The organism is Microbacterium sp. CGR2 (genome assembly GCF_003626735.1).
Taxonomy (GTDB): Bacteria; Actinomycetota; Actinomycetes; order Actinomycetales; family Microbacteriaceae; genus Microbacterium.
Window position 1 is genome coordinate 2,150,608 of sequence record NZ_RBHX01000001.1, and the last position, 17,955, is coordinate 2,168,562.

16 protein-coding genes are annotated in these 17,955 nt (G+C 67.8%); 8 read left to right on the forward strand and 8 right to left on the reverse strand.

Annotation, left to right across the window (positions count from 1 at the left end; translation table 11 throughout):
- Nucleotides 1-33: 33 nt before the first annotated feature.
- From D7252_RS10845 to D7252_RS10860, 4 genes are read left to right on the forward strand one after another with little or no spacing between them, the layout of a single operon-like run.
- Entirely contained in the window at nt 34-939 is a 906-nt protein-coding gene (locus D7252_RS10845) for an N-acetylglucosamine kinase (RefSeq protein ID WP_120775402.1), read from the forward strand.
- On the forward strand, nt 926-1,861 hold the full coding sequence (gene murQ, locus D7252_RS10850) for an N-acetylmuramic acid 6-phosphate etherase (protein ID WP_120775403.1): 936 nt from the start codon (nt 926-928) through the stop codon (nt 1,859-1,861). The genes D7252_RS10845 and murQ overlap by 14 nt, the downstream gene beginning before the upstream one ends.
- 38 nt (nt 1,862-1,899) lie before the next feature.
- Complete coding sequence (locus D7252_RS10855) at nt 1,900-2,565, forward strand: SDR family oxidoreductase (protein WP_120775404.1); 666 nt, start codon at nt 1,900-1,902, stop codon at nt 2,563-2,565.
- A 50-nt stretch (nt 2,566-2,615) separates the two neighbouring features.
- Nucleotides 2,616-3,662, forward strand: coding sequence for a winged helix DNA-binding domain-containing protein (locus tag D7252_RS10860; protein WP_120775405.1), 1,047 nt, complete (start codon nt 2,616-2,618; stop codon nt 3,660-3,662).
- Between the two features lie 5 nt (nt 3,663-3,667).
- Here the strand turns inward: D7252_RS10860 and D7252_RS10865 are convergent, their stop codons facing one another.
- Nucleotides 3,668-5,110: an XRE family transcriptional regulator gene (locus tag D7252_RS10865; RefSeq protein ID WP_120775406.1), complete on the reverse strand. Its 1,443-nt coding sequence runs from the start codon at nt 5,108-5,110 to the stop codon at nt 3,668-3,670.
- 111 nt (nt 5,111-5,221) lie between these two features.
- Here D7252_RS10865 and D7252_RS10870 point away from each other — a divergent pair, with 111 nt between their 5' ends.
- The gene (locus D7252_RS10870; protein ID WP_183055268.1) at nt 5,222-7,084 is read left to right on the forward strand and encodes a phosphoenolpyruvate carboxykinase (GTP); all 1,863 of its coding nucleotides are present in this window, start codon (nt 5,222-5,224) and stop codon (nt 7,082-7,084) included.
- A 127-nt stretch (nt 7,085-7,211) separates the two neighbouring features.
- On the opposite strand, the gene D7252_RS10875 is transcribed toward D7252_RS10870, so the two are convergent.
- Nucleotides 7,212-9,113: an ABC transporter ATP-binding protein gene (locus tag D7252_RS10875; RefSeq protein WP_120775407.1), complete on the reverse strand. Its 1,902-nt coding sequence runs from the start codon at nt 9,111-9,113 to the stop codon at nt 7,212-7,214.
- Nucleotides 9,114-9,192: 79 nt separating this feature from the next.
- Nucleotides 9,193-9,399, reverse strand: a complete 207-nt coding sequence (locus D7252_RS10880) for an AsnC family protein (protein ID WP_120775408.1) — start codon at nt 9,397-9,399, stop codon at nt 9,193-9,195.
- A gap of 186 nt (nt 9,400-9,585) precedes the next feature.
- Between D7252_RS10880 and D7252_RS10885 the strand changes: the two genes are divergently transcribed.
- Entirely contained in the window at nt 9,586-10,227 is a 642-nt protein-coding gene (locus tag D7252_RS10885; protein WP_251050697.1) for an HAD family hydrolase, read from the forward strand.
- 36 nt (nt 10,228-10,263) lie between these two features.
- On the opposite strand, the gene D7252_RS10890 is transcribed toward D7252_RS10885, so the two are convergent.
- Nucleotides 10,264-11,724 carry an MFS transporter gene (locus D7252_RS10890; protein WP_120775409.1) on the reverse strand — a complete coding sequence of 487 codons (1,461 nt, stop codon included), beginning with the start codon at nt 11,722-11,724 and terminating at the stop codon, nt 10,264-10,266.
- 148 nt (nt 11,725-11,872) lie between these two features.
- Between D7252_RS10890 and D7252_RS10895 the strand changes: the two genes are divergently transcribed.
- Both D7252_RS10895 and D7252_RS10900 read left to right on the forward strand, forming a co-directional pair.
- Nucleotides 11,873-12,370 (forward strand): metallophosphoesterase, encoded by a 498-nt coding sequence (locus D7252_RS10895; protein WP_215110939.1) that lies wholly within the window; start codon nt 11,873-11,875, stop codon nt 12,368-12,370.
- A gap of 8 nt (nt 12,371-12,378) precedes the next feature.
- Nucleotides 12,379-12,882, forward strand: coding sequence for a GAF domain-containing protein (locus D7252_RS10900; protein WP_120775411.1), 504 nt, complete (start codon nt 12,379-12,381; stop codon nt 12,880-12,882).
- A 9-nt stretch (nt 12,883-12,891) separates the two neighbouring features.
- Here the strand turns inward: D7252_RS10900 and D7252_RS10905 are convergent, their stop codons facing one another.
- The 4 genes from D7252_RS10905 to D7252_RS10920 all read right to left on the reverse strand — a co-directional run bounded on the left by D7252_RS10905 (nt 12,892) and on the right by D7252_RS10920 (nt 17,955).
- Entirely contained in the window at nt 12,892-14,646 is a 1,755-nt protein-coding gene (locus tag D7252_RS10905) for a beta-galactosidase family protein (RefSeq protein ID WP_120775412.1), read from the reverse strand.
- 70 nt (nt 14,647-14,716) lie between these two features.
- Nucleotides 14,717-16,075, reverse strand: a complete 1,359-nt coding sequence (locus D7252_RS10910; protein WP_120775413.1) for a sugar ABC transporter substrate-binding protein — start codon at nt 16,073-16,075, stop codon at nt 14,717-14,719.
- 67 nt (nt 16,076-16,142) lie between these two features.
- Nucleotides 16,143-16,988 (reverse strand): carbohydrate ABC transporter permease, encoded by an 846-nt coding sequence (locus D7252_RS10915; RefSeq protein ID WP_120776922.1) that lies wholly within the window; start codon nt 16,986-16,988, stop codon nt 16,143-16,145.
- 49 nt (nt 16,989-17,037) lie between these two features.
- Complete coding sequence (locus D7252_RS10920; protein WP_120776923.1) at nt 17,038-17,955, reverse strand: carbohydrate ABC transporter permease; 918 nt, start codon at nt 17,953-17,955, stop codon at nt 17,038-17,040.

The window sequence follows — 17,955 nt, forward strand, 5'->3', positions numbered from 1 at the left end:
TCACGCTGGCTCTGTGATGCGTAGACTATTTTCATGACTGTTTCGCCCGGCGTTCTCGCCATCGACCTCGGCAAGTCGAGTTGTCGCGCGGTCATCGCGAGCCCTGAGCGAGGCGACGTCCGTGCCGGAACCGGAGCACCCGGCCTCGCAGCGTCAGACGGCGTCTCGCTGGCGGTCGCCGCGATCCGTCCGGTACTCGCCGACCTCGAACAGGAGTTCGGGGTCGTCGGCGTCGGTGCCGCCGGGGCGTGGGCTGCTCCCGCTGCGGCATCCGATCTCTCGTCGCGCCTCTCCGCGGCGCTCGGCGTCCCTGCCGTCGTGACTTCCGATGTCGTGGCGGCCCACGCCGGAGCGCTCGACGGCCGCGATGGTGTGCTGCTCATCGCCGGTACCGGAGCCGCCGCCCTGGGCATCGACGGCGACGGTGCGCGCCTGATCGACGGATGGGGCCCCGAACTGGGCGACTTCGGCAGCGGCTCCTGGTTGGGGCGCGAAGCCCTGCGCGCGGTGCTGCGCGCCTCCTCCGGACTCGGGCCACCCACCTCTCTCACCGGAGCGATCACAGGACCGGTCGGCGCAGTATCCGACATCCCGTCCTGGCTCGCTCGGAGCACGCCGCTGCCGCGGAGCCTCGCCACTCTCGCCCCGATCGTCCTCGACGCGGCCGCCGAAGCGGACTTCGTGGCCGGCGAGATCGCCACGCACGCGGTGCGGCTGCTCACAGCCTCGGCTGTCGCCGCTTCGACGCGCACCCTCGACGTGGTGCTGCACGGGGGCCTCACCGAACACGCCTGGTTCCGTGAGGCACTGGCCTCCTCGCTCGACGCCGCGGGGCGTGTGGTCGTGCCCGCGACAGGTGATGCCCTCGACGGCGCGCTGCTCCTCGCCCGACGTTTCGATCTCCCCCATGAAAGGTTCGTGCACCGTGCCGCAGGATGACACCAGACTTCACGCCCTGCTCGAAGAGCTCGCCCAGCTCGACACCGAAGCGTCGACGACAGAACGCGGCGACCTCGACCTGCTCGACACCATCGAGCTCGTGCGGCGGATGAACGCGGAGGACCGGCGCGTCCCGGAAGCCGTGGCAGAACGTGCACCGCAGATCGCGGCGGCCGTCGACGGCATCACCGCCCGGTTCCGTCGGGGCGGCCGTCTCATCTACATCGGCGCGGGCACGGCGGGACGGATCGGCGTCCTCGATGCAAGCGAATGCCCGCCGACGTTCGGGACCGACCCGTCGATGGTGGTCGGCTTGATCGCCGGGGGAGAGGCCGCGATCCGTTCCGCCGTCGAGAATGCCGAAGACGATGCGGACGCCGCGGCGCTCTCGCTGCGCGAGCTCGGGCTCACCGAGCACGACACCGTCGTGGGCATCTCGGCGTCCGGGCGCACGCCCTACGTCACAGGTGGACTTCTCTTCGCGCGGGGCCGGGGCGCGCTCACCGTGGCCGTCGCCTCGAACTCCTCGTCGGCGATCGGCGCAGCATCCGACATCGCGATCGAGGTCGTCACGGGACCGGAGTTCATCTCCGGCTCGACGCGACTGAAGTCCGGCACCGCCCAGAAGCTGGTGGTGAACATGCTCACCACCCTGTCCATGATCAAGCTCGGCAAGACGTACCGCGGTGTCATGGTCGATCTGCTCGCGACCAACGAGAAGCTCCACGCGCGGTCCCTCCGGACTGTGTCGCAGCTCGCGGGCGTCGGGATCGACGACGCCGCCCGCGCACTCGCCTCCGCGGACGGTTCAGTCAAGCTCGCCCTGCTGATGCTCGCGACAGGTGCTTCTGCGGAGGCGGCCGCACCCGCGCTGCACGGGGCCGATGGCATCCTGCGCGACGCGATAACCGCGCTCGCCTGACCGGCTCCGGTACTGCGGTACTGCGGTACCGTAACCGGATGCCCCTCGCTCTGATCACCGGCGCCGCCCGCGCCGACGGCATCGCCGCCGGCATCGTCCCTCGCCTGCGTGCAGCCGGCTGGACCGTCGTCACCAGCGATCTGCACGATGCCGACCTCGTCGCAGACCTGTCGACCCCTGAGGGACCCGAGACGCTGATCGCAGCGGTGAATGCTGCTCACGGACCGATCTCCGCCCTCATCCTCAGTCATGCGCACGACGTCGAGTCGGGCATCCTCGACACGACGGCCGAGAGCTTCGACCTGCACGTCGCCGTCAACGCTCGAGCGAGCCTGCTGTTGATCGCTGCCTTCGCCCGACAGGTCGGCGACGACGGAGGTGTCATCGTCGCGCTCACGAGCGATCACGTGACCGGCAACCTGCCCTACGGTGCATCCAAGGGCGCGCTCGACCGGCTCGTGATCTCCGCTGCTCGCGAGCTGGGACCCCACGGGATCTCGGCGAACGTGCTGAATCCGGGGCCCATCGACACGGGGTGGATGGATGACCCGACGCGCGTCGCTCTCGGTGACGCCACTCCGCTGGGCAGGCTGGGGCGCCCGGGCGACGTGGCCGCCGTGGTCGAGTTCCTCGTCTCCGCAGAGGGACGCTGGATCTCCGGACAGCTGCTCAAGAGCGACGGCGCGTTCTCGGCCCGCTACTGACGAACGACCGGCACTCCCGCGATGTCGGCCTCGCCGGGCATGATGGGGGCATGAAGACCGCGACCCTCCTGGCCGAGCGTCTCCGATCGCATCGCCTCACCGCTCCGGCGAAGACGGTGGAGGAGGCGGCGGGGCAGCTGGTGGCGGTGCAGAGCCAGGACTTCACCGCGGGGCGGTGGGCGCTCGCGGTACGCACGCGTGGCGGACCGCGACTCAGCGATGTGGACGCCGCGTTCGACCGCGGAGAACTCGTGCGCGCGTGGACCATGCGCGGCACCCTGCACACCGTTCGCGCACGAGACCTCGGCTGGATCCTCGAGGTCACCGCCGGGCGTCAACGGCAGCAGGCCGCTTCGCGGCATCGGCAACTCGGCATCGACGACGACGTGGTCGCGGCGGCGGTGGCAGCCCTGACCCCGGCTCTGCGCCAGGGCGGTCTCACCCGGGCCGAGATCTTCGAGATCCTCGCCGGGATCGGGATCGACCCGGGAGGCCAGCGCGGCATCCATCTGCTCTTCACCCTGACGATCGACGGGCTCATCTGTCAGGGCCCGGTGGTCGCCCGCGACGGTGTCACGAGGGAACAGCGTTTCGTCCTGGTGGCGGAGCACGTGCGCGAGCAGGAGCACCCCGACGATCCACTCGCCGAGCTCTTCCTGCGATACATCGTCGGCCACGGGCCAGCCGGCGTCACGGATTTCGCCTGGTGGTCGGGGCTCACTCTCGGCCAGTCACGCGAGGCCGCCGGCCGCGCGGCGCCCCGGCTGCTCGAGATCGCCGACGGTCTGTTCGTCGCTCCCGAGCGCCCGAGGCGCGCGCCAGGCGCAGCGTCCGTCCACGCGCTCGGCGCGTTCGACGAGTACTACATCTCCTACGCCGACCGCACGACCGTGTGTGCCCCCGAGTACCTGTCCGCCGTCGGGCCCGGCAAGAACGGCATGGTGCGCGCGACGCTCGTCGAGAACGGACGTGTGATCGGATGCTGGACGCATGCGACGGCGTCGCAGGGTGCATCGCCCGAGCTGTTCCAGCCCCCGGCCGATGAGGCCGCTGTCGCTGCCGCCCTCGCGCGCTTCGCCCGGTTCATCGACGGCTGAGCGGATCACTCCTTCGCGTGCCGCCCGAGGAAGTTGTAGACCTCGTTGTCGTCCACGCCGGGAAACGCGCCTCGCGGCAGTGGCGAGAACATGTGGGTGTGCACTCGCGCGCTCGGCCAGGCCTTGCCGTTCCAGCGATCGGCGAGATCGCTCGGCGGGCGCCGGCAGCAGGCCTCGTCGGGACAGGTGGACACCGCGCGGTCGGCCGTCTCGCGCCCGCGCCACCACCGCGCGTCGTCGAACGGGACACCCACGGTGATGGAGAATTCACCGTCGCTGGAGGCGCCGGTCTGCGTCGAGCACCAGAAGGTGCCTGACGGAGTGTCGGTGTACTGATGGTGCTCCGTGGTGCGGTTCTGCTGGGAGAAGGCGGCGCGCGCTTGGAACTTCCGGCACACGCGTTGGCCCTCGACCGCACCGGTGACGTCCATCGGAAGGGGCAGGCCATCGTTCTCGTACACGCGGGTGATCGCGCCCGTCGCGTCGACCCGGAGGAAGTGAAGCGGAATCCCGAGGTGCTGCGTCACCAGGTTCGTCATCCGCATCCCGGCCGCTTCGTGGGTCACGCCGAACGCATCGCGGAAGTCTTCCACCGCGAGGTTGCGGTCTTTCTTCGCCTGCTGCAGGGAGGCGACGGCGGCTGTCTCGGGCATGAGGCAGCATGCCGCGAAGTAGTTGATCTCGAGACGCTGCTGCAGGAAGTCCGCGTAGTCGGTGGGGGGCGTGTGCCCGAGGAGCCGGTGCGCCATCGCCTGCAACGCCATGGATCGAAGCCCGTGTCCGCCGGGAATGGACGCGGGAGGAAGATAGATCCGCCCGTTCTCGAGATCGGTGACCGAGCGGGTCGAGTGCGGGAGGTCGTTGACGTAGATCAACTCGAATCCGAGCTTCTCCGCCATGATGCTGACCGTACGGTGAGTCAGCGCGCCCTGCACGTGTCCTGCGGACTTCAGCTGCTTCTCGGCGAGCTTCTCGATGTCGGGGAGGTAGTTGTCCTGTGCGCGCATCCGGAGGCGCAACTCGGTGTTGCCGCGACGAGCCTCCTCGGGGGTGGCGATTGCTTCGCGTTCGCGGCGCTGCAGCTCTCGGTGGAGCCCGAGGATCGATTCGATCATCTCGTCGCTCGTGCCTTTGGTCACGCGGACGGGAGCGATGCCGAGTTGCCGGAAGACCGGGCTCTCCTGTGCTCGTTCCAGTTCGATCTCGAGTGCGGCACGACGGTTGGGCGGTTCGCCGGAGATCAGATCGGTGACCTGGGTGCGGGTCGCCTGAGCGATCGCCTGCAGCAGGGACAGCTTGGGTTCGCGCTTGCCGTTCTCGATCAGACTCAGCTGCGAACCGGCCACGCCCACGAGCGCCCCCAGCTCGTCGAGCGTGAAGCCGTGCTCGAGGCGGTGGTGTCGGATGCGGTGGCCGAGAGTCGTGAGATGGATGCCGGTGGACGCCATTGTTTGAGTGTAGCGAAACAACGCGGGTTCTTAACGCGTCGGATGTCGGAAAGTCTGTGGGAAGTCGGAAGAAGATGGATGCAAGCCGCACACTTCAAAGGAGCAGCAGACATGGCCATTGCCGAAGTCTTCACACCCCGTACGTCCCCCGTCGCCGCGGTGCGCACGTTCGGAGCGGCGCCGACCTACGACACTCCGGCGATGAAGGAACTGGCCGCGTGGGTGGAGGAGATCCGCGCACTGACCCAGCCGGACTCCGTCCACTGGGTGGACGGCTCGCGCGCAGAGAACGACTGGTTGCTGCGCGGACTCGTCGACGAGGGCAAGCTGATCAAGCTCAACCCCGAATGGCGCCCGGGTTCCTATCTCGCCCGCTCGCACCCGAGTGACGTCGCTCGCACCGAGGGGCGGACCTACATCGCGTCCGAGCGCGAGGAAGATGCCGGCCCCACCAACAACTGGGCCGACCCGACCGAGATGCGCGCGAAGATGCGCGACATCTTCGCCGGATCCATGCGCGGACGGACGATGTACGTCGTACCGTTCTCGATGGGTCCGATCGGCGGCCCGCTGTCTCACATCGGCGTGCAGATCACCGACAGCGCCTACGCGGTGGCATCCATCGGGATCATGACCCGCGTCGGCGACGCCGTCACTCGCCGGATCGCCGACGGTGCGGCATGGGTGAAGACCGTGCACAGCGTCGGCGCGCCGTTGGCGAGCGGCGAAGCCGACGCCGAGTGGCCGTGCAATGACGACAAGTACATCGTGCACTTCCCGGAGGCGCTCGAGGTCTACTCGTTCGGTTCGGGATACGGGGGCAATGCGATCCTCGCGAAGAAGTGCTTCGCGCTGCGCATCGCCTCGGTCATCGCGCGTGACGAGGGATGGCTCGCCGAACACATGCTCCTGATCCGTGTGATCGATCCGCAGGGCAAGGCGTACCACGTCGCCGCTGCGTTCCCCTCCGCGTGCGGCAAGACGAACCTGGCGATGCTTCGTCCCACCATCCCCGGATGGCGCGTGGAGACCCTCGGCGACGACATCGCGTGGATCCGGCCCGGCGAAGACGGCAGGCTGTGGGCGATCAACCCGGAAGCCGGGTTCTTCGGAGTTGCGCCCGGAACCGGCGAATCGACGAACGCCGCCGCTGTCGAGACGCTGTGGGGCAACACCATCTTCACCAACGTCGCACTGCGCCCGGACGGTGATGTGTGGTGGGAGGGCCTCACCGATAGGGTGCCGCCGAACCTGATCGACTGGGAGGGCAACGACTGGACGCCCGACTCCGGGCGGCCGGCCGCGCATCCGAACTCGCGTTTCACGGTGTCGGCGGCGCAATGCCCGCAGATCTCGGACGACTGGGAAGAGGCGGTGCCGCTCGACGTCATCCTCTTCGGCGGCCGTCGCGCCTCGAACGTCCCGCTCGTGGTCGAAGCCACCGACTGGACCCATGGCGTGTTCCTCGGATCGAACATCTCCTCCGAGCGCACCGCGGCCGCGGAGGGCACGGTGGGAGAGCTCCGCCGGGATCCGTTCGCGATGCTGCCGTTCTGCGGATACAACATGGCCGACTACTTCGCCCACTGGCTGAAGGTCGGTCGCGGTCTCCGGTTCGACCGTGCACCGCGCATCTTCCAGGTGAACTGGTTCCGTCGCGGCGACGACGGCCGGTTCCTGTGGCCCGGTTTCGGCGACAACTCGCGCGTGGTCGATTGGATCATCCGTCGTATCTCGGGCGAGGTTCCCGCCGTCGACAGCCCGATCGGGCGACTGCCGGTGACGACGGACCTCAATCTCGACGGTCTCGACATCCCCGCGGCCGACCTCGAGGAGCTGTTCGCTGTCGACGCCGAAGCGTGGCAGGTCGAGGCCGACCTGACCGAGGAGTTCTACGACACGTTCGGTGACCGGGTGCCGGCGGCTCTGCGCGCCGAACTCGCCTCGCTTCGCTACCGCCTCGGGCAGGCGTAGCCCTCAGACCGGTGCCGGCTCGGGGGAGCCGGCACCTCCCGGGCCTCGTGCCCTACGGACCCGCGAACGCGGGACGCCGGAGACGAACCCATGGCTGAGTGGTCTCCGGCGTCTCGCGTTCGTGTTGTCAGGCGAGCAACTGGTGACGCGCGAGGTCCCGATACAACGGCGTCGACTCCACGAGTTCGGCGTGTGTTCCCTGGCCGACGACGACGCCGTCCTCCAGCACGACGATCCGGTCGCTGTCGACGACCGTCGAGAGGCGATGAGCGATCACGACGAGAGTGCGATCCGTGGAGACCGCGTCGATCGCGTCGCGCATGCGCTGCTCATTGACGCCGTCGAGGGAGGACGTCGACTCGTCGAGGAGCAGGATCGGGGCATCCGTCAGCAGCGCGCGTGCGATGGCGAGACGCTGCCGCTCTCCTCCGGAGAGCATCACGCCGTCTTCACCCACCGGGGCTTCGAGTCTCAGTGGGCTCCGATCCAGCACATCCCCGAGGTTCACCGCCCGCAGGACGCGCTCGCAGTCGGTGTCCGTGGCGTCGGGCGCGGCAAGTCGAAGGTTCTCGGCGAGCGTGCCGGCGAGGGTCGGCGCGTCCTGCTCGACATAGCCGAAATGGGAGCGCAGCTCTGCACGCGGGTAGGTGCGGGCGTCATGGCCGTGGAGTCGGATGGAACCGCCGGTCGGGTCGTAGAAGCGCTCGATCAGCGAGAGGATCGTGCTCTTGCCGGCGCCGCTGGGTCCGACGAGCGCGACCCTGGCGCCGCGAGGCACCGTGAAGGACACTCCGCGCAGCACCTCGTGCTCTGTGACGGCGGCGGGATCGGCATCCGTCGCCTCCACGTGCGCGTCGGCGAGGAGCGTCCTGGCCTCCTTCGCGGCCGCTCGGCGTGCCGCGACGACGTTCGCCGGGTAGTGGAAGCGCACATCGCGGAATTCGATCGCCGGTTCCGTGTCGACCGCGGCTCCGTCTGGTCGCACGGCTTCCGGGAGGGATGCGGCGATCGCCTCATCGTCCTGCGTCTCGGTGGGGAGGTCGAGCACCTCCTGGATGCGTCCGAGGGCACCGAGCGCCTGGTTGACCGAGGTGATGGCACCGAAGGTCGACGCGAGCGGCATCACCAGGAGGAAGAGGAACATGATGAAGGCGATCAGGGAGGCGATCGAGATGACGCCGGCAGCGACGCGGAAACCGCCCACGCCGAGCACGACGAGCAGGGAGAGCTGCATCGCGATGCCGGCGACCGGAACGACGAGGGAGGAGATCTTGGCGATGCGGACGCCGATCGCGTACGCATCGGCGGCGAGTTCCGATACCGCCGCGGTCTCGCGTTCGGTCGCCCCGGAAGCGCGAATGGTCCGGATCGAGCCGACGGCACGCTCCACGCCCGAGGACAACTCCCCGACCTTCTCCTGCTGCGCCGTGGAGGCCGTGCGGATGCGCCCACTGAGCGCCACGACGACGACGACCGAGACGCCGATCACGACGACGATGAGCAGCAGAAGGATCGGATCGATGATCAGCATCGCGATGAGGGCCCCGAGGAACAGGACAGCACTGCCGACGGCATCCGCGAGTCCTTGGGTGAGGACGGCGTAGAGGAGGGTCGTGTCGGTGCCGACGCGGGAGACGAGGTCGCCGGTGCGGCGGGCGTCGAACTCCGATGTCGGCAGGTGCAGGATGCGCGCGATGATCTGGCGTCGGCTGGAGTGGACCACAGCCGTGCCGGTGCGTTGCAGCAGGTAGTGCTGGAACCCGGAGATCACCGACGAGAGGATCACGAAACCGACGAGGAGCCACACGAGGACACCCAGCCCGCCGTCGGACTGCACCGCCTCGATGACCTGCCCGACGAGCAGTGGTTGCACCAGTGAGGTCGCAGCGCCGAACACGCTGAGGACCGCGACGACGACGAGCGTGCGCTTGTGTTCGAACAGGAAGGGGAGGAGCTGGCGGAACGTTGCGCGGGGGCCTTCCGGCTGCGCGCCGCGTCCTCGGCGGCGTGTTGTCGCCGTGCTGGACATGCGGGACCTCTATCTGAAAGGGATACTTCGACCGTACTTCGTGGGCGGAGGGTTTCTGTGGATGGGCTGGACGCCCCGATCAACGCCGTCCGAACCGCCGGTGGGCGGCTTGCTTCGTCACGCCGAGGGCGCTGGCTATCGCCTGCCAGGAATACCCGAGGTTTCGGGCGCGGCGCACCTGCGCTTCCTCGGTTCTGGCGAGTTCCTGGCGGATGCTCGCGAGCCGGTGCAACTCCGCCAGCGGTTCGCCGCCGTCGTCCTGCGCGATCGCGGTGGGCAATGTCATGATCAACCTCCTGCGTCAATACTGGTTGACGGATTCGGAGTTGTCAACAAGGGTTGACGAGCATTTCGGAAGCGCAGCTGCGGCGGCAGGCACTCCCGCCGTGTACTGAGGTCAGGACCCGACCCGGAGTCGCTCGGAAGCCTCCACTTCCAGCCCGGATGCCGCGTCCTGCCATAAAGTGTGCGGATGGGCGAGGTGAAGTGGATCCTGTTCGACATCGGGGGCGTGCTCGAGGTCGTCGACGACGACACCTGGCAGGAGAACTGGTGGCGGCGGTGGTGCGAGCGTTCCGGACTCACTGCCGAGGAGTTCGACGCCCGCGTCGCAGCCGCCGACCTCCCTGCCATCGACCTCACCGTCGGGCACGAGGCAGAGTTCTGGGACCGGATGGCGACCGCACTCGACCTCGATGCCGCCCAGCGCGACGCGATGCGCGCCGACTTCTGGGACGAGTACTGCGGCACCGGCAACATTGAGCTGATCGAGTACGCCCGCTCTCTCCAGGGGCGCGCTCGCACCGCGATCCTGTCGAATTCCGCCGACGGCGCCCGCGAGGAGGAGGAGCGGCGATACGGCTTCTCCGAGATCTTCGACCCGATCTGCTACAGCCACGAGCAGGGGGTGAACAAGCCGGACCCGCAGGCCTATCTGCTCGCCCTGCAGCGACTCGAAGCCGCTCCCGAGGATGTCTTCTTCATCGACGACCACCTGATCTCGGTGGCGAGTGCGGCCGAGGTCGGCATCCACGGCATCCTGCATCGCGACAACGCCGAGACGATCGCCGCGATCGAGACGTTCCTCGCAGGAGGTGCGCCGGCCGCGACGTGACGCGCTCCCGCCGCCCCTCCGCGCAGGGAAAGCCGCCTATCGCTTGACCTGGGCGGCGATCCCGAGGTCTTCTTCGTAGTCGCGATCCTTCGTCTCGGGGGAGAGGAACAGCGCGATGAAGGTCAGCACGCCCATCGCCGACAGGTACAGGCCCACCAGCCACGGGGCGCCGTCGCCGAGAGCCCACAGCCACACCGCGATCAGGGGGGCGACGGCCGCACCGAGGATCGAGGACACGTTGTAGGAGATCGCGGAACCGGTGTAGCGGACGTTCGTCGGGAAGAGCTCGGGCAGCAGAGCGCCCATGGGGCCGAATGTCGCTCCCATGAGCACGAACCCGAACACCAGGAACGCCTGCACGAGCGCGCCGGTGAACTTCGGGTCGACGGCCGGGAGCAGGAATGTGTTGAACGTCAGGCCGAAGACGATGATGAGTCCGGTCACCCAGAGCAGGAGCTTGCGACGACCGATCTTGTCGGCGATCGGGCCCGAGAGCAGTGTGAAGATGCCGAAGAAGACGACGCCGATGATCTGCATGAGCACGAAGTCCGTGTAGCCGAAGCCGAGGCCCGGATAGAACTGTGCCGCGAAAGCGCCGGCGTCGAAGTCGGTGCCGGCGGCCTCCGCTGCGGCCTGCGCGGCAGCGGACGCGGTCTCCAGCGACGCGGCTTTGGTGCCGTAGGCGAGGGTGAAGTTCGTCATCAGGTAGAACAGCACGTAGGTCGCCAGCATGATGAACGTGCCGAGGATGAGCTGCTTCCAGTGGTGGCGGAACACGGTCGCCAGCGGCAGTTTGCGGATGACACCCTTCTTCTCCGCGTTCTTGAAGGTGTCGGACTCGACCAGACGAAGACGGACCCAGAGACCGACGATCACCATCACGGCGGAGAACAGGAAGGGGATGCGCCAGCCCCAGGCGAGGAAGGCCTCCGACTTCAGTGCGGGGTTCTCGGAGTGCGGCAGCAGCCAGTTGATGGCGAGGAAGAGGAAGTTGGCGATGATGAAGCCGAGCGGGGCGCCCAGCTGCGGGAACGTGCCGTACCAGGCCCGCTTGCCTTTGGGGGCGTTCTCCGTGGCCACCAGCGCCGCTCCGGACCATTCGCCGCCGAGCGCGAAGCCCTGGGCGAGACGGAGGAAGAGCAGCAGCAATGCTGCCCACCAGCCGATGTCCTGATACGTCGGCAACAGGCCGATGACGAAGGTCGCTATCCCCATGGTGAGAAGCGACGCGACGAGCGTCGCCTTGCGTCCGAACTTGTCACCGAAGTGCCCGAAGACCACAGCGCCGATCGGGCGCGCCACCATCGCCGCGCCGAAGACTGCGAATGAGGAGAGCAGGGATGTGGTGTCATCGCCGGTGGGGAAGAACAGCACGGGGAAGACGAGCACGGCCGCCGTCGCGTAGGCGTAGAAGTCGTAGAACTCGATCGTGGTTCCGACGAGGCTCGCGGTGATGACGCGGGAGCGTGGATTGGCCGGCGCAGTGGTGGCGCTCATGGATGTCCTCCGATCGATGCCCGCGACTCCACGGGACTGGCGTGAGTTTACGCCTTCCTGAGTTTTCGCTGTGTGAATGCGTCGCGTGTCATCGCCCCGGGAACCCAGACTGCGTAGAGTCGAGAATCCCGAGAGAGGTGGTGTGCAGGTGTCGACGAATCTCCTCCTGCTGGCCGACACGCACGTGCCGAAGAGGGCGAAGCGGCTGCCGGATTCGGTGCTCAGCGCGGTCGAGGAGGCAGATATCGTGGTGCACGCCGGCGACTGGGTCGACGTCGCCACCCTTGACCTGCTGACGTCCAGGTCTCGCGCCCTTGTCGGTGTCTTCGGGAACAACGACGGGCCAGAGCTGCGCGCGCGCCTGCCGGAGATCGCTCGAGTCCGTGTCGAAGGTGTCGACATCGCAGTCATCCATGAGACAGGAGCCGCCAAGGGGCGGGAACAGCGGATGGAACTCGCCTTTCCCGACGCGGACGTCCTCGTCTTCGGACACTCGCACATTCCATGGGATACCGCGTCCCCGTCGGGACTGCGACTGCTGAATCCGGGGTCGCCGACGGATCGCCGCCGACAGCCGGTGTGCACCATGATGTCGGTGACGATCGACGGCTCCCGGATCGAGGCGACTCTGGTGCCCGTGCGATGAGGGAACAGATGGCCGGTCCCGCGCAGGAGTCGGCGGTCTTCCGCGCGCCGATGCGGTCGCGCGACGACGGGGTCGCCGACGGGATCGCCGTGGAGCGGGCGCTCGAGTGCGGGCTCTGCGGCATGGGCGGACGCGTGGAGTCGCCCCCGACGACTCTGGACCGTGCGCTCGCCGCCGTCGACAGACGTTTCGACGAACGAACTGCTCGACGGATCGAGCGGTTCGCCGCGGTGCCGGACGGAGCGTTCGTGTGGACTCGTGACAGCGAGGGGCTCTTCTGGCTGGGGCGCCTCGTCGGACCGTGGCGCTACGACACTTCGCAGGATGCTGCGGCGCGGGATCTGGTCCATGTCCGAGACTGCGAGTGGCTGCCGACCGCGGTGCCGCCGGCGGAGGTTCCGACGGCCGTCCGGGCGACCTTCGCGCGCGGCGGACGGAACTTGCAGCGCATCCATGCCGACGGGATCTCGCAGCTTTCCGCGAACCTGTGGGACCGGCTGGGCAACGGCTGACCCGCCGCGTCACTCCTCGGTGTCGCCGAGAACGGCTTCGCTGAGGAACGCGGCACGCGGGGCGACGAGGTTCTCCAGCTCCAGGACGACGAGACGATTGCCGCCTGCCCTGGTCACGGGCGCCGGGACGTACAGCGAGCGCTGCGGGCCGTTGCGCCAGTATCGCCCGAGCAGAAAGCCGTTGATGAACGCATAGCCCTTGCCCCACTCCGCGGTGTCGAGGAAGAGGTCGGTGGCGCCGTCGAGGGGGAAGTCGGCCACCCACGCCAGGGGACCGGCGATCGTCGAGTCCTGCGCGCGGAGGACATCGTCGTCGAAGCGGGCCGCTGCCGCTGCTGCCGCGGCAACGACGTCGAGCGGTGCGGATCGCCACGCCGAGAGAGGGACACCATCCAGCGTCACCGATCCGATCAGCCCCTTCTCCTCACCCAACCGGTGGCCGTAGTTCACGCGGCCCTGATCTTCGACGAGGATGCTCAGAGTCCCACCGGCCGGGACCCGGAGGGTGCGATCATGGCGGGTTCGCGAGAGCGTGCCCACAGGCTGCCCGTCGACGCTCACCCACGCCAGGTCGCGGACGTCATCGAGGGCGAGCAGCCCGCCCACCCCGTCGGGCAGTTCGACGTCGTAGCGCACCAGGGGGCCGAGGTGGGCGAGCTGGTCGAACGTGTGCGGGTGATCGGACGCGGGTGCGGGTGACGCGGCATCCGTCCAGGGGCCGACGGCAGTCGTCGCGATCTCGAACGTCGGCGCGACAGCGGCGGCGGAGGGAAGCTCTTCGGGCACCGAGGCGTGGCGGGCGATCACCTCGCGGAACGCGAAGTACTTCTCCGTGGGGTTCCCGGCTTCGTCGAGGGGAGCGTCGTAGTCGTAGGAGGTCACCAGTGGCAGATAGCGCCCCTTGTCGTTCGCACCGTTGGTCAGGCCGAAGTTGGTGCCGCCGTGGAACATGTAGATGTTGACGGATGCCCCGGCGGCGAGAAGCGCATCGAGGTCGGATGCCGCAGCCGCGACATCCGTGGTGTGATGCACCCCGCCCCACCAGTCGAACCATCCGTCCCAGAACTCCGAGCACATGAGCGGCCCGGTGGGCTGATGATGGCGGAGGGTGGCCAGACGCTCAGCGCTGCGCGATCCGAACGACGCGGTCTTGTGGAGGCCGGGGAGGCTCCCGTCTTCGAGCATCTGGTCTACGGGCTGATCGACGGTGGTGAGCGGGACGGTGATGCCGGCGTCTCTGGTGGCCGCCACCAGCTCTTCGAGGTAGGCCTTGTCGGCGCCGTACGCTCCGTACTCGTTCTCGATCTGCACGAGCACGACGGGACCCCCGCGGTCGATCTGGCGCGGTTCGACGATCTCGTACACACGTCGCAGGTAGTCGCCGACGTCGGCGAGGAACGCCGGGTCGGAGGCGCGCAGTCGGCGCTCGCCGCCGGTGAGCCAGGTGGGCAGACCTCCGTTGTGCCACTCCGCGCAGATGTACGGGCCGGGTCGGACGATCGCGTCGAGGCCCTCCTCGTGCACCAGGTCCAGGAAACGTCCGAGGTCGTTCCATCCCGTCGCGTCCCACTCGCCGCGCCTCGGCTCGTGCGCGTTCCAGGCGACATAGGTCTCGATGGTGTTCAGCCCCATCAACCGCGCCTTGTGGATGCGGTCCTGCCACTGATCCGGATGCACGCGGAAGTAGTGGATCGCTCCGGAGATCACCTGGTGAGGATGTCCGTCGCGGAGGAAGTCGGTGGCGCCGATGGAGAAGGAGGTCACGAGCGGGTCTTTCGGTTCGGGTGGGTCGGCTGCGCTGAGCCCGGCGTCGGGCTCAGCGCAGCCGATGGTGTCACTTGTTGACGGCGAAGCCCTGCGCGTTGCCGTATTCGACGAGCGCGTCCTGCCAGGCGGTCAGGCCGTCGTTCAGGTCGGTGCCGTTCTGATAGGACTGGCCGACGGTGTCGCCGAAGATGCTGTTGCCGTACACCTGGTAGGGCAGGTAGCTCCACCCCTCGACCACGTCGCCGGCGGCAGCGGCGAGAACCTCGTTGATCTTCTGGCCGCCGAAGTACTCCGGCGCGTCGGCGAGGAACTCCTCGCTCGAGAGCTCTGCGTTCGTCGACGGGAATCCGCCGGACTCGAGGAAGATCGAGATGCTCTCCTCGGAGTTGTTCAGCCACGACAGGAATCCCGCGGCGAGTTCCGGGTTCTCGCTCTGCTGGGTGACGGCCTGGCCGCCGCCGCCGTTCTCGGCGCTCGCGGGCTCGCCGTCATAGGTCGGCATCGGTGCGACGCGCCAGTCGCCGGCGCCGTCGGGAGCGCCCGAGATGAGGTTTCCGGGCATCCATGCGCCGATCACCAGGGTGGCCAGACTTCCGTCGCCGAGGGCACGGAACCACTCGTCGCTCCAGCTGGTGTACGGAGCCACGAGATCCTCTTCGACGAGGCGGTTCCAGTTCTCGGTCCACCGGGCGGAGCCTTCGTCCTGCAGGTCGATCGTGACGTCGGTGCCGGAGGTCTCGAACGGCTTTCCGCCTGCCTGCCAGATCATCGAGGTCGCGAAGCCGGCGTCGCCGGTGTCGTTGGTGATGTAGGCGTCGGGATCGGCTGCGTGGATCGTCTTCGCCGCCTCGTAGTACTCGTCCCAGGTGGTGGGCACCTCGACGCCGGCGGCGTCGAACACGGCCTTGTTGTAGAACAGTGCCATGGGCCCTGAGTCCTGCGGCAGACCGTAGACGGCGTCGCCGTCGGTCACGGAGTTCCACGTCGACGCGGTGTAGTCGTCTTCGAAGTCGGAGAAGCCGTACTGGGAGAGGTCCACGAAGGCGTCGGTCAGGGCGAACTGCGGGAAGGCGTAGTACTCGATCTGCACGACGTCGGGGGCACCGGAGCCCGCCTTGATGGCGTTCTGCAGCTTGGTGTACTCCTCGTTGTTGGTTCCGGCGTTGACCAGGTTGACGGTGACGTTCGGGTATTCCTTCTCGAAGGCTTCGACCTGAGCTTCGGCCGACGGCGTCCACGACCAGTAGGTGATCTCGCCGCCCTTCTCGAGGGCTGCTTCGACCGAGTCGAACGATCCGGAGCCGGCGCTGTCGCCACCGGAGGCGTCGCTGCCCCCGGTGCTGCAGCCGGCCAGCGCGAGAGCTGCCACGGTTCCGGCGGCCAACACCGTGAGGGTGCGTCGCGCGGGGGAGGGAAGGTGCTTCATTGCTGTGTCCTTTCGGGAGGGGGCGGTCCGGCGTCGGACCGCCGTGGTGGTGCAGGGCGTGCGGAAGCTACTGCTTGACGCTTCCGGCGGTGAGACCCGACTGCCAGAACCGCTGCAGCAGCAGGAAGGCGATGACGATCGGGATGATCGTGAGGAGCGACCCCATGATGACGAGGTTGTAGATGGGTTGGGACCCGGCACCGATCGCCTGCGCGCTCCACTGGTTCAGGCCCACGGTGAGCGGATACCAGGCGGGGTCGGACAGCATGATCAGTGGCAGGAAGTAGTTGTTCCAGGTCGCGACGACCGTGAACAGCGCCACGGTGACGATTCCGGGGGCGAGCAATCGCAGGGAGATCGTGAAGAAGGTGCGGAACTCACCGGCGCCGTCGATCCGTGCGGCCTCCAGCAGCTCCGTCGGCACGGATTCCGACGCGAACACCCAGATGAGGTACAGCCCGAACGGGCTGATCAGCGAAGGGATGATCACGGCCCACGGGGTGTTGGTGAGGCCGAGTTCGCTGAACAGGAGGAAGGTCGGCACCGCGAGCGCCGTTCCCGGGACGGCCACGGCGCCGAGGACGATGGCGAAGACGGCGCGGCGACCGGGGAAGCGGTACTTCGCGAGTCCGTAGCCGGCCATGGTGGCCAGCAGCGTCGCTCCGCCCGCACCGACCACGACGTACAGCAGCGTGTTGCCCAGCCAGCGCAGGAAGATGCCGTCGCGGTACGAGAAAGTCGCGATCAGGTTGTCGAAGAACGCGAAATCGTCGGCGAACCACAGGCCGAAGGAGCTAAACAGCCCGGACTGCGTCTTGGTCGAACTGAACAGCAGCCAGACCAGCGGCACCAGCGTGTACAGCGCGTAGACGATCATCACGATGAGGAGCGTGTTCGACTTCCGCGGCTTCATCGGGTCGTTGCTGCGCGTGCGCGCAGGCCGGGCGAGGGGGAGTGCCATGTCAGCGCACCTCAGACTTCGAGCCGCGCAGCTGCACGACGTAGGCGATCACCGCGGTGATGACGCCCATGATGATGGCGATCGTCGCGGCGTAGTTGAACTGCTGTCCGGCGAAGGACAGGTTGTAGGCGTACATGTTCGGGGTGAAGAACGTCGTGATGACGTTGGGAGCGAGCGGGCGCAGGATGTTGGGCTCGTTGAAGAGCTGGAAGCTCCCGATGATCGAGAAGATCGTCGCGATCACCAGGGCTCCGCGCACGGAGGGGATCTTGATCGAGAAGATCGTCCGCCATGCTCCCGCACCGTCGAGAGCGGCGGCCTCGTACATGTCGGTGGGGATCGTCTTCAGCGAGGAGTAGAAGATGAGCATGTTGTAGCCCACGAACTCCCAGGTGACGATGTTGCCGATCGAGACGAGCATCCATTCCTTCGCGAACGGAGTGATCGCGTCGACTCCGAGGAAGTCGTTGATGTTGCTCGTGAGTCCGAACTGGTCGCCGTAGATGTAGCCCCACATGAGCACGGCCACGACGGCGGGTACCGCGTAGGGCAGGAAGATCAGGATGCGGAAGAACGACGCTCCGCGCAGGCGTGCGCTGTCCAGGGCCAGCGCGGCACCGAGGGCGAGGACGAGCATGATCGGCACCTGCACCACCAGGAAGACGACGACGCGGCCGAAGGCCTCCCAGAACTGCGGGTCGGAGAGCGCGCGGATGTAGTTGTCGAATCCCACGAACGCGTTGCCGCCGATGAGCTTCTCCTGGAAGAAGCTCAGATAAAGCGCGTAGGCGAGCGGGGTGAGGAACACCAGCGCGAACACCACCATGAACGGGCCGACGAAGGCCCATCCTTTCCAGTCGCGCCGGTCGCGGCGCCGGATGCCGGGGGCTCCGGATGCGGAGGAGTGAGCAGTCGTCAT

Bases quoted from the DNA above. Each gene is read 5' to 3' on its own strand.
- D7252_RS10845 (WP_120775402.1), top strand. From the start codon at position 34: ATGACTGTTTCGCCCGGCGTTCTCGCCATCGACCTCGGCAAGTCGAGT.
- D7252_RS10855 (WP_120775404.1), top strand. From the start codon at position 1,900: ATGCCCCTCGCTCTGATCACCGGCGCCGCCCGCGCCGACGGCATCGCC.
- D7252_RS10860 (WP_120775405.1), top strand. From the start codon at position 2,616: ATGAAGACCGCGACCCTCCTGGCCGAGCGTCTCCGATCGCATCGCCTC.
- D7252_RS10865 (WP_120775406.1), bottom strand. From the start codon at position 5,110: ATGGCGTCCACCGGCATCCATCTCACGACTCTCGGCCACCGCATCCGA.
- D7252_RS10870 (WP_183055268.1), top strand. From the start codon at position 5,222: ATGGCCATTGCCGAAGTCTTCACACCCCGTACGTCCCCCGTCGCCGCG.
- D7252_RS10875 (WP_120775407.1), bottom strand. From the start codon at position 9,113: ATGTCCAGCACGGCGACAACACGCCGCCGAGGACGCGGCGCGCAGCCG.
- D7252_RS10880 (WP_120775408.1), bottom strand. From the start codon at position 9,399: ATGACATTGCCCACCGCGATCGCGCAGGACGACGGCGGCGAACCGCTG.
- D7252_RS10885 (WP_251050697.1), top strand. From the start codon at position 9,586: ATGGGCGAGGTGAAGTGGATCCTGTTCGACATCGGGGGCGTGCTCGAG.
- D7252_RS10890 (WP_120775409.1), bottom strand. From the start codon at position 11,724: ATGAGCGCCACCACTGCGCCGGCCAATCCACGCTCCCGCGTCATCACC.
- D7252_RS10900 (WP_120775411.1), top strand. From the start codon at position 12,379: ATGGCCGGTCCCGCGCAGGAGTCGGCGGTCTTCCGCGCGCCGATGCGG.
- D7252_RS10910 (WP_120775413.1), bottom strand. From the start codon at position 16,075: ATGAAGCACCTTCCCTCCCCCGCGCGACGCACCCTCACGGTGTTGGCC.
- D7252_RS10915 (WP_120776922.1), bottom strand. From the start codon at position 16,988: ATGAAGCCGCGGAAGTCGAACACGCTCCTCATCGTGATGATCGTCTAC.
- D7252_RS10920 (WP_120776923.1), bottom strand. From the start codon at position 17,955: ATGACGACTGCTCACTCCTCCGCATCCGGAGCCCCCGGCATCCGGCGC.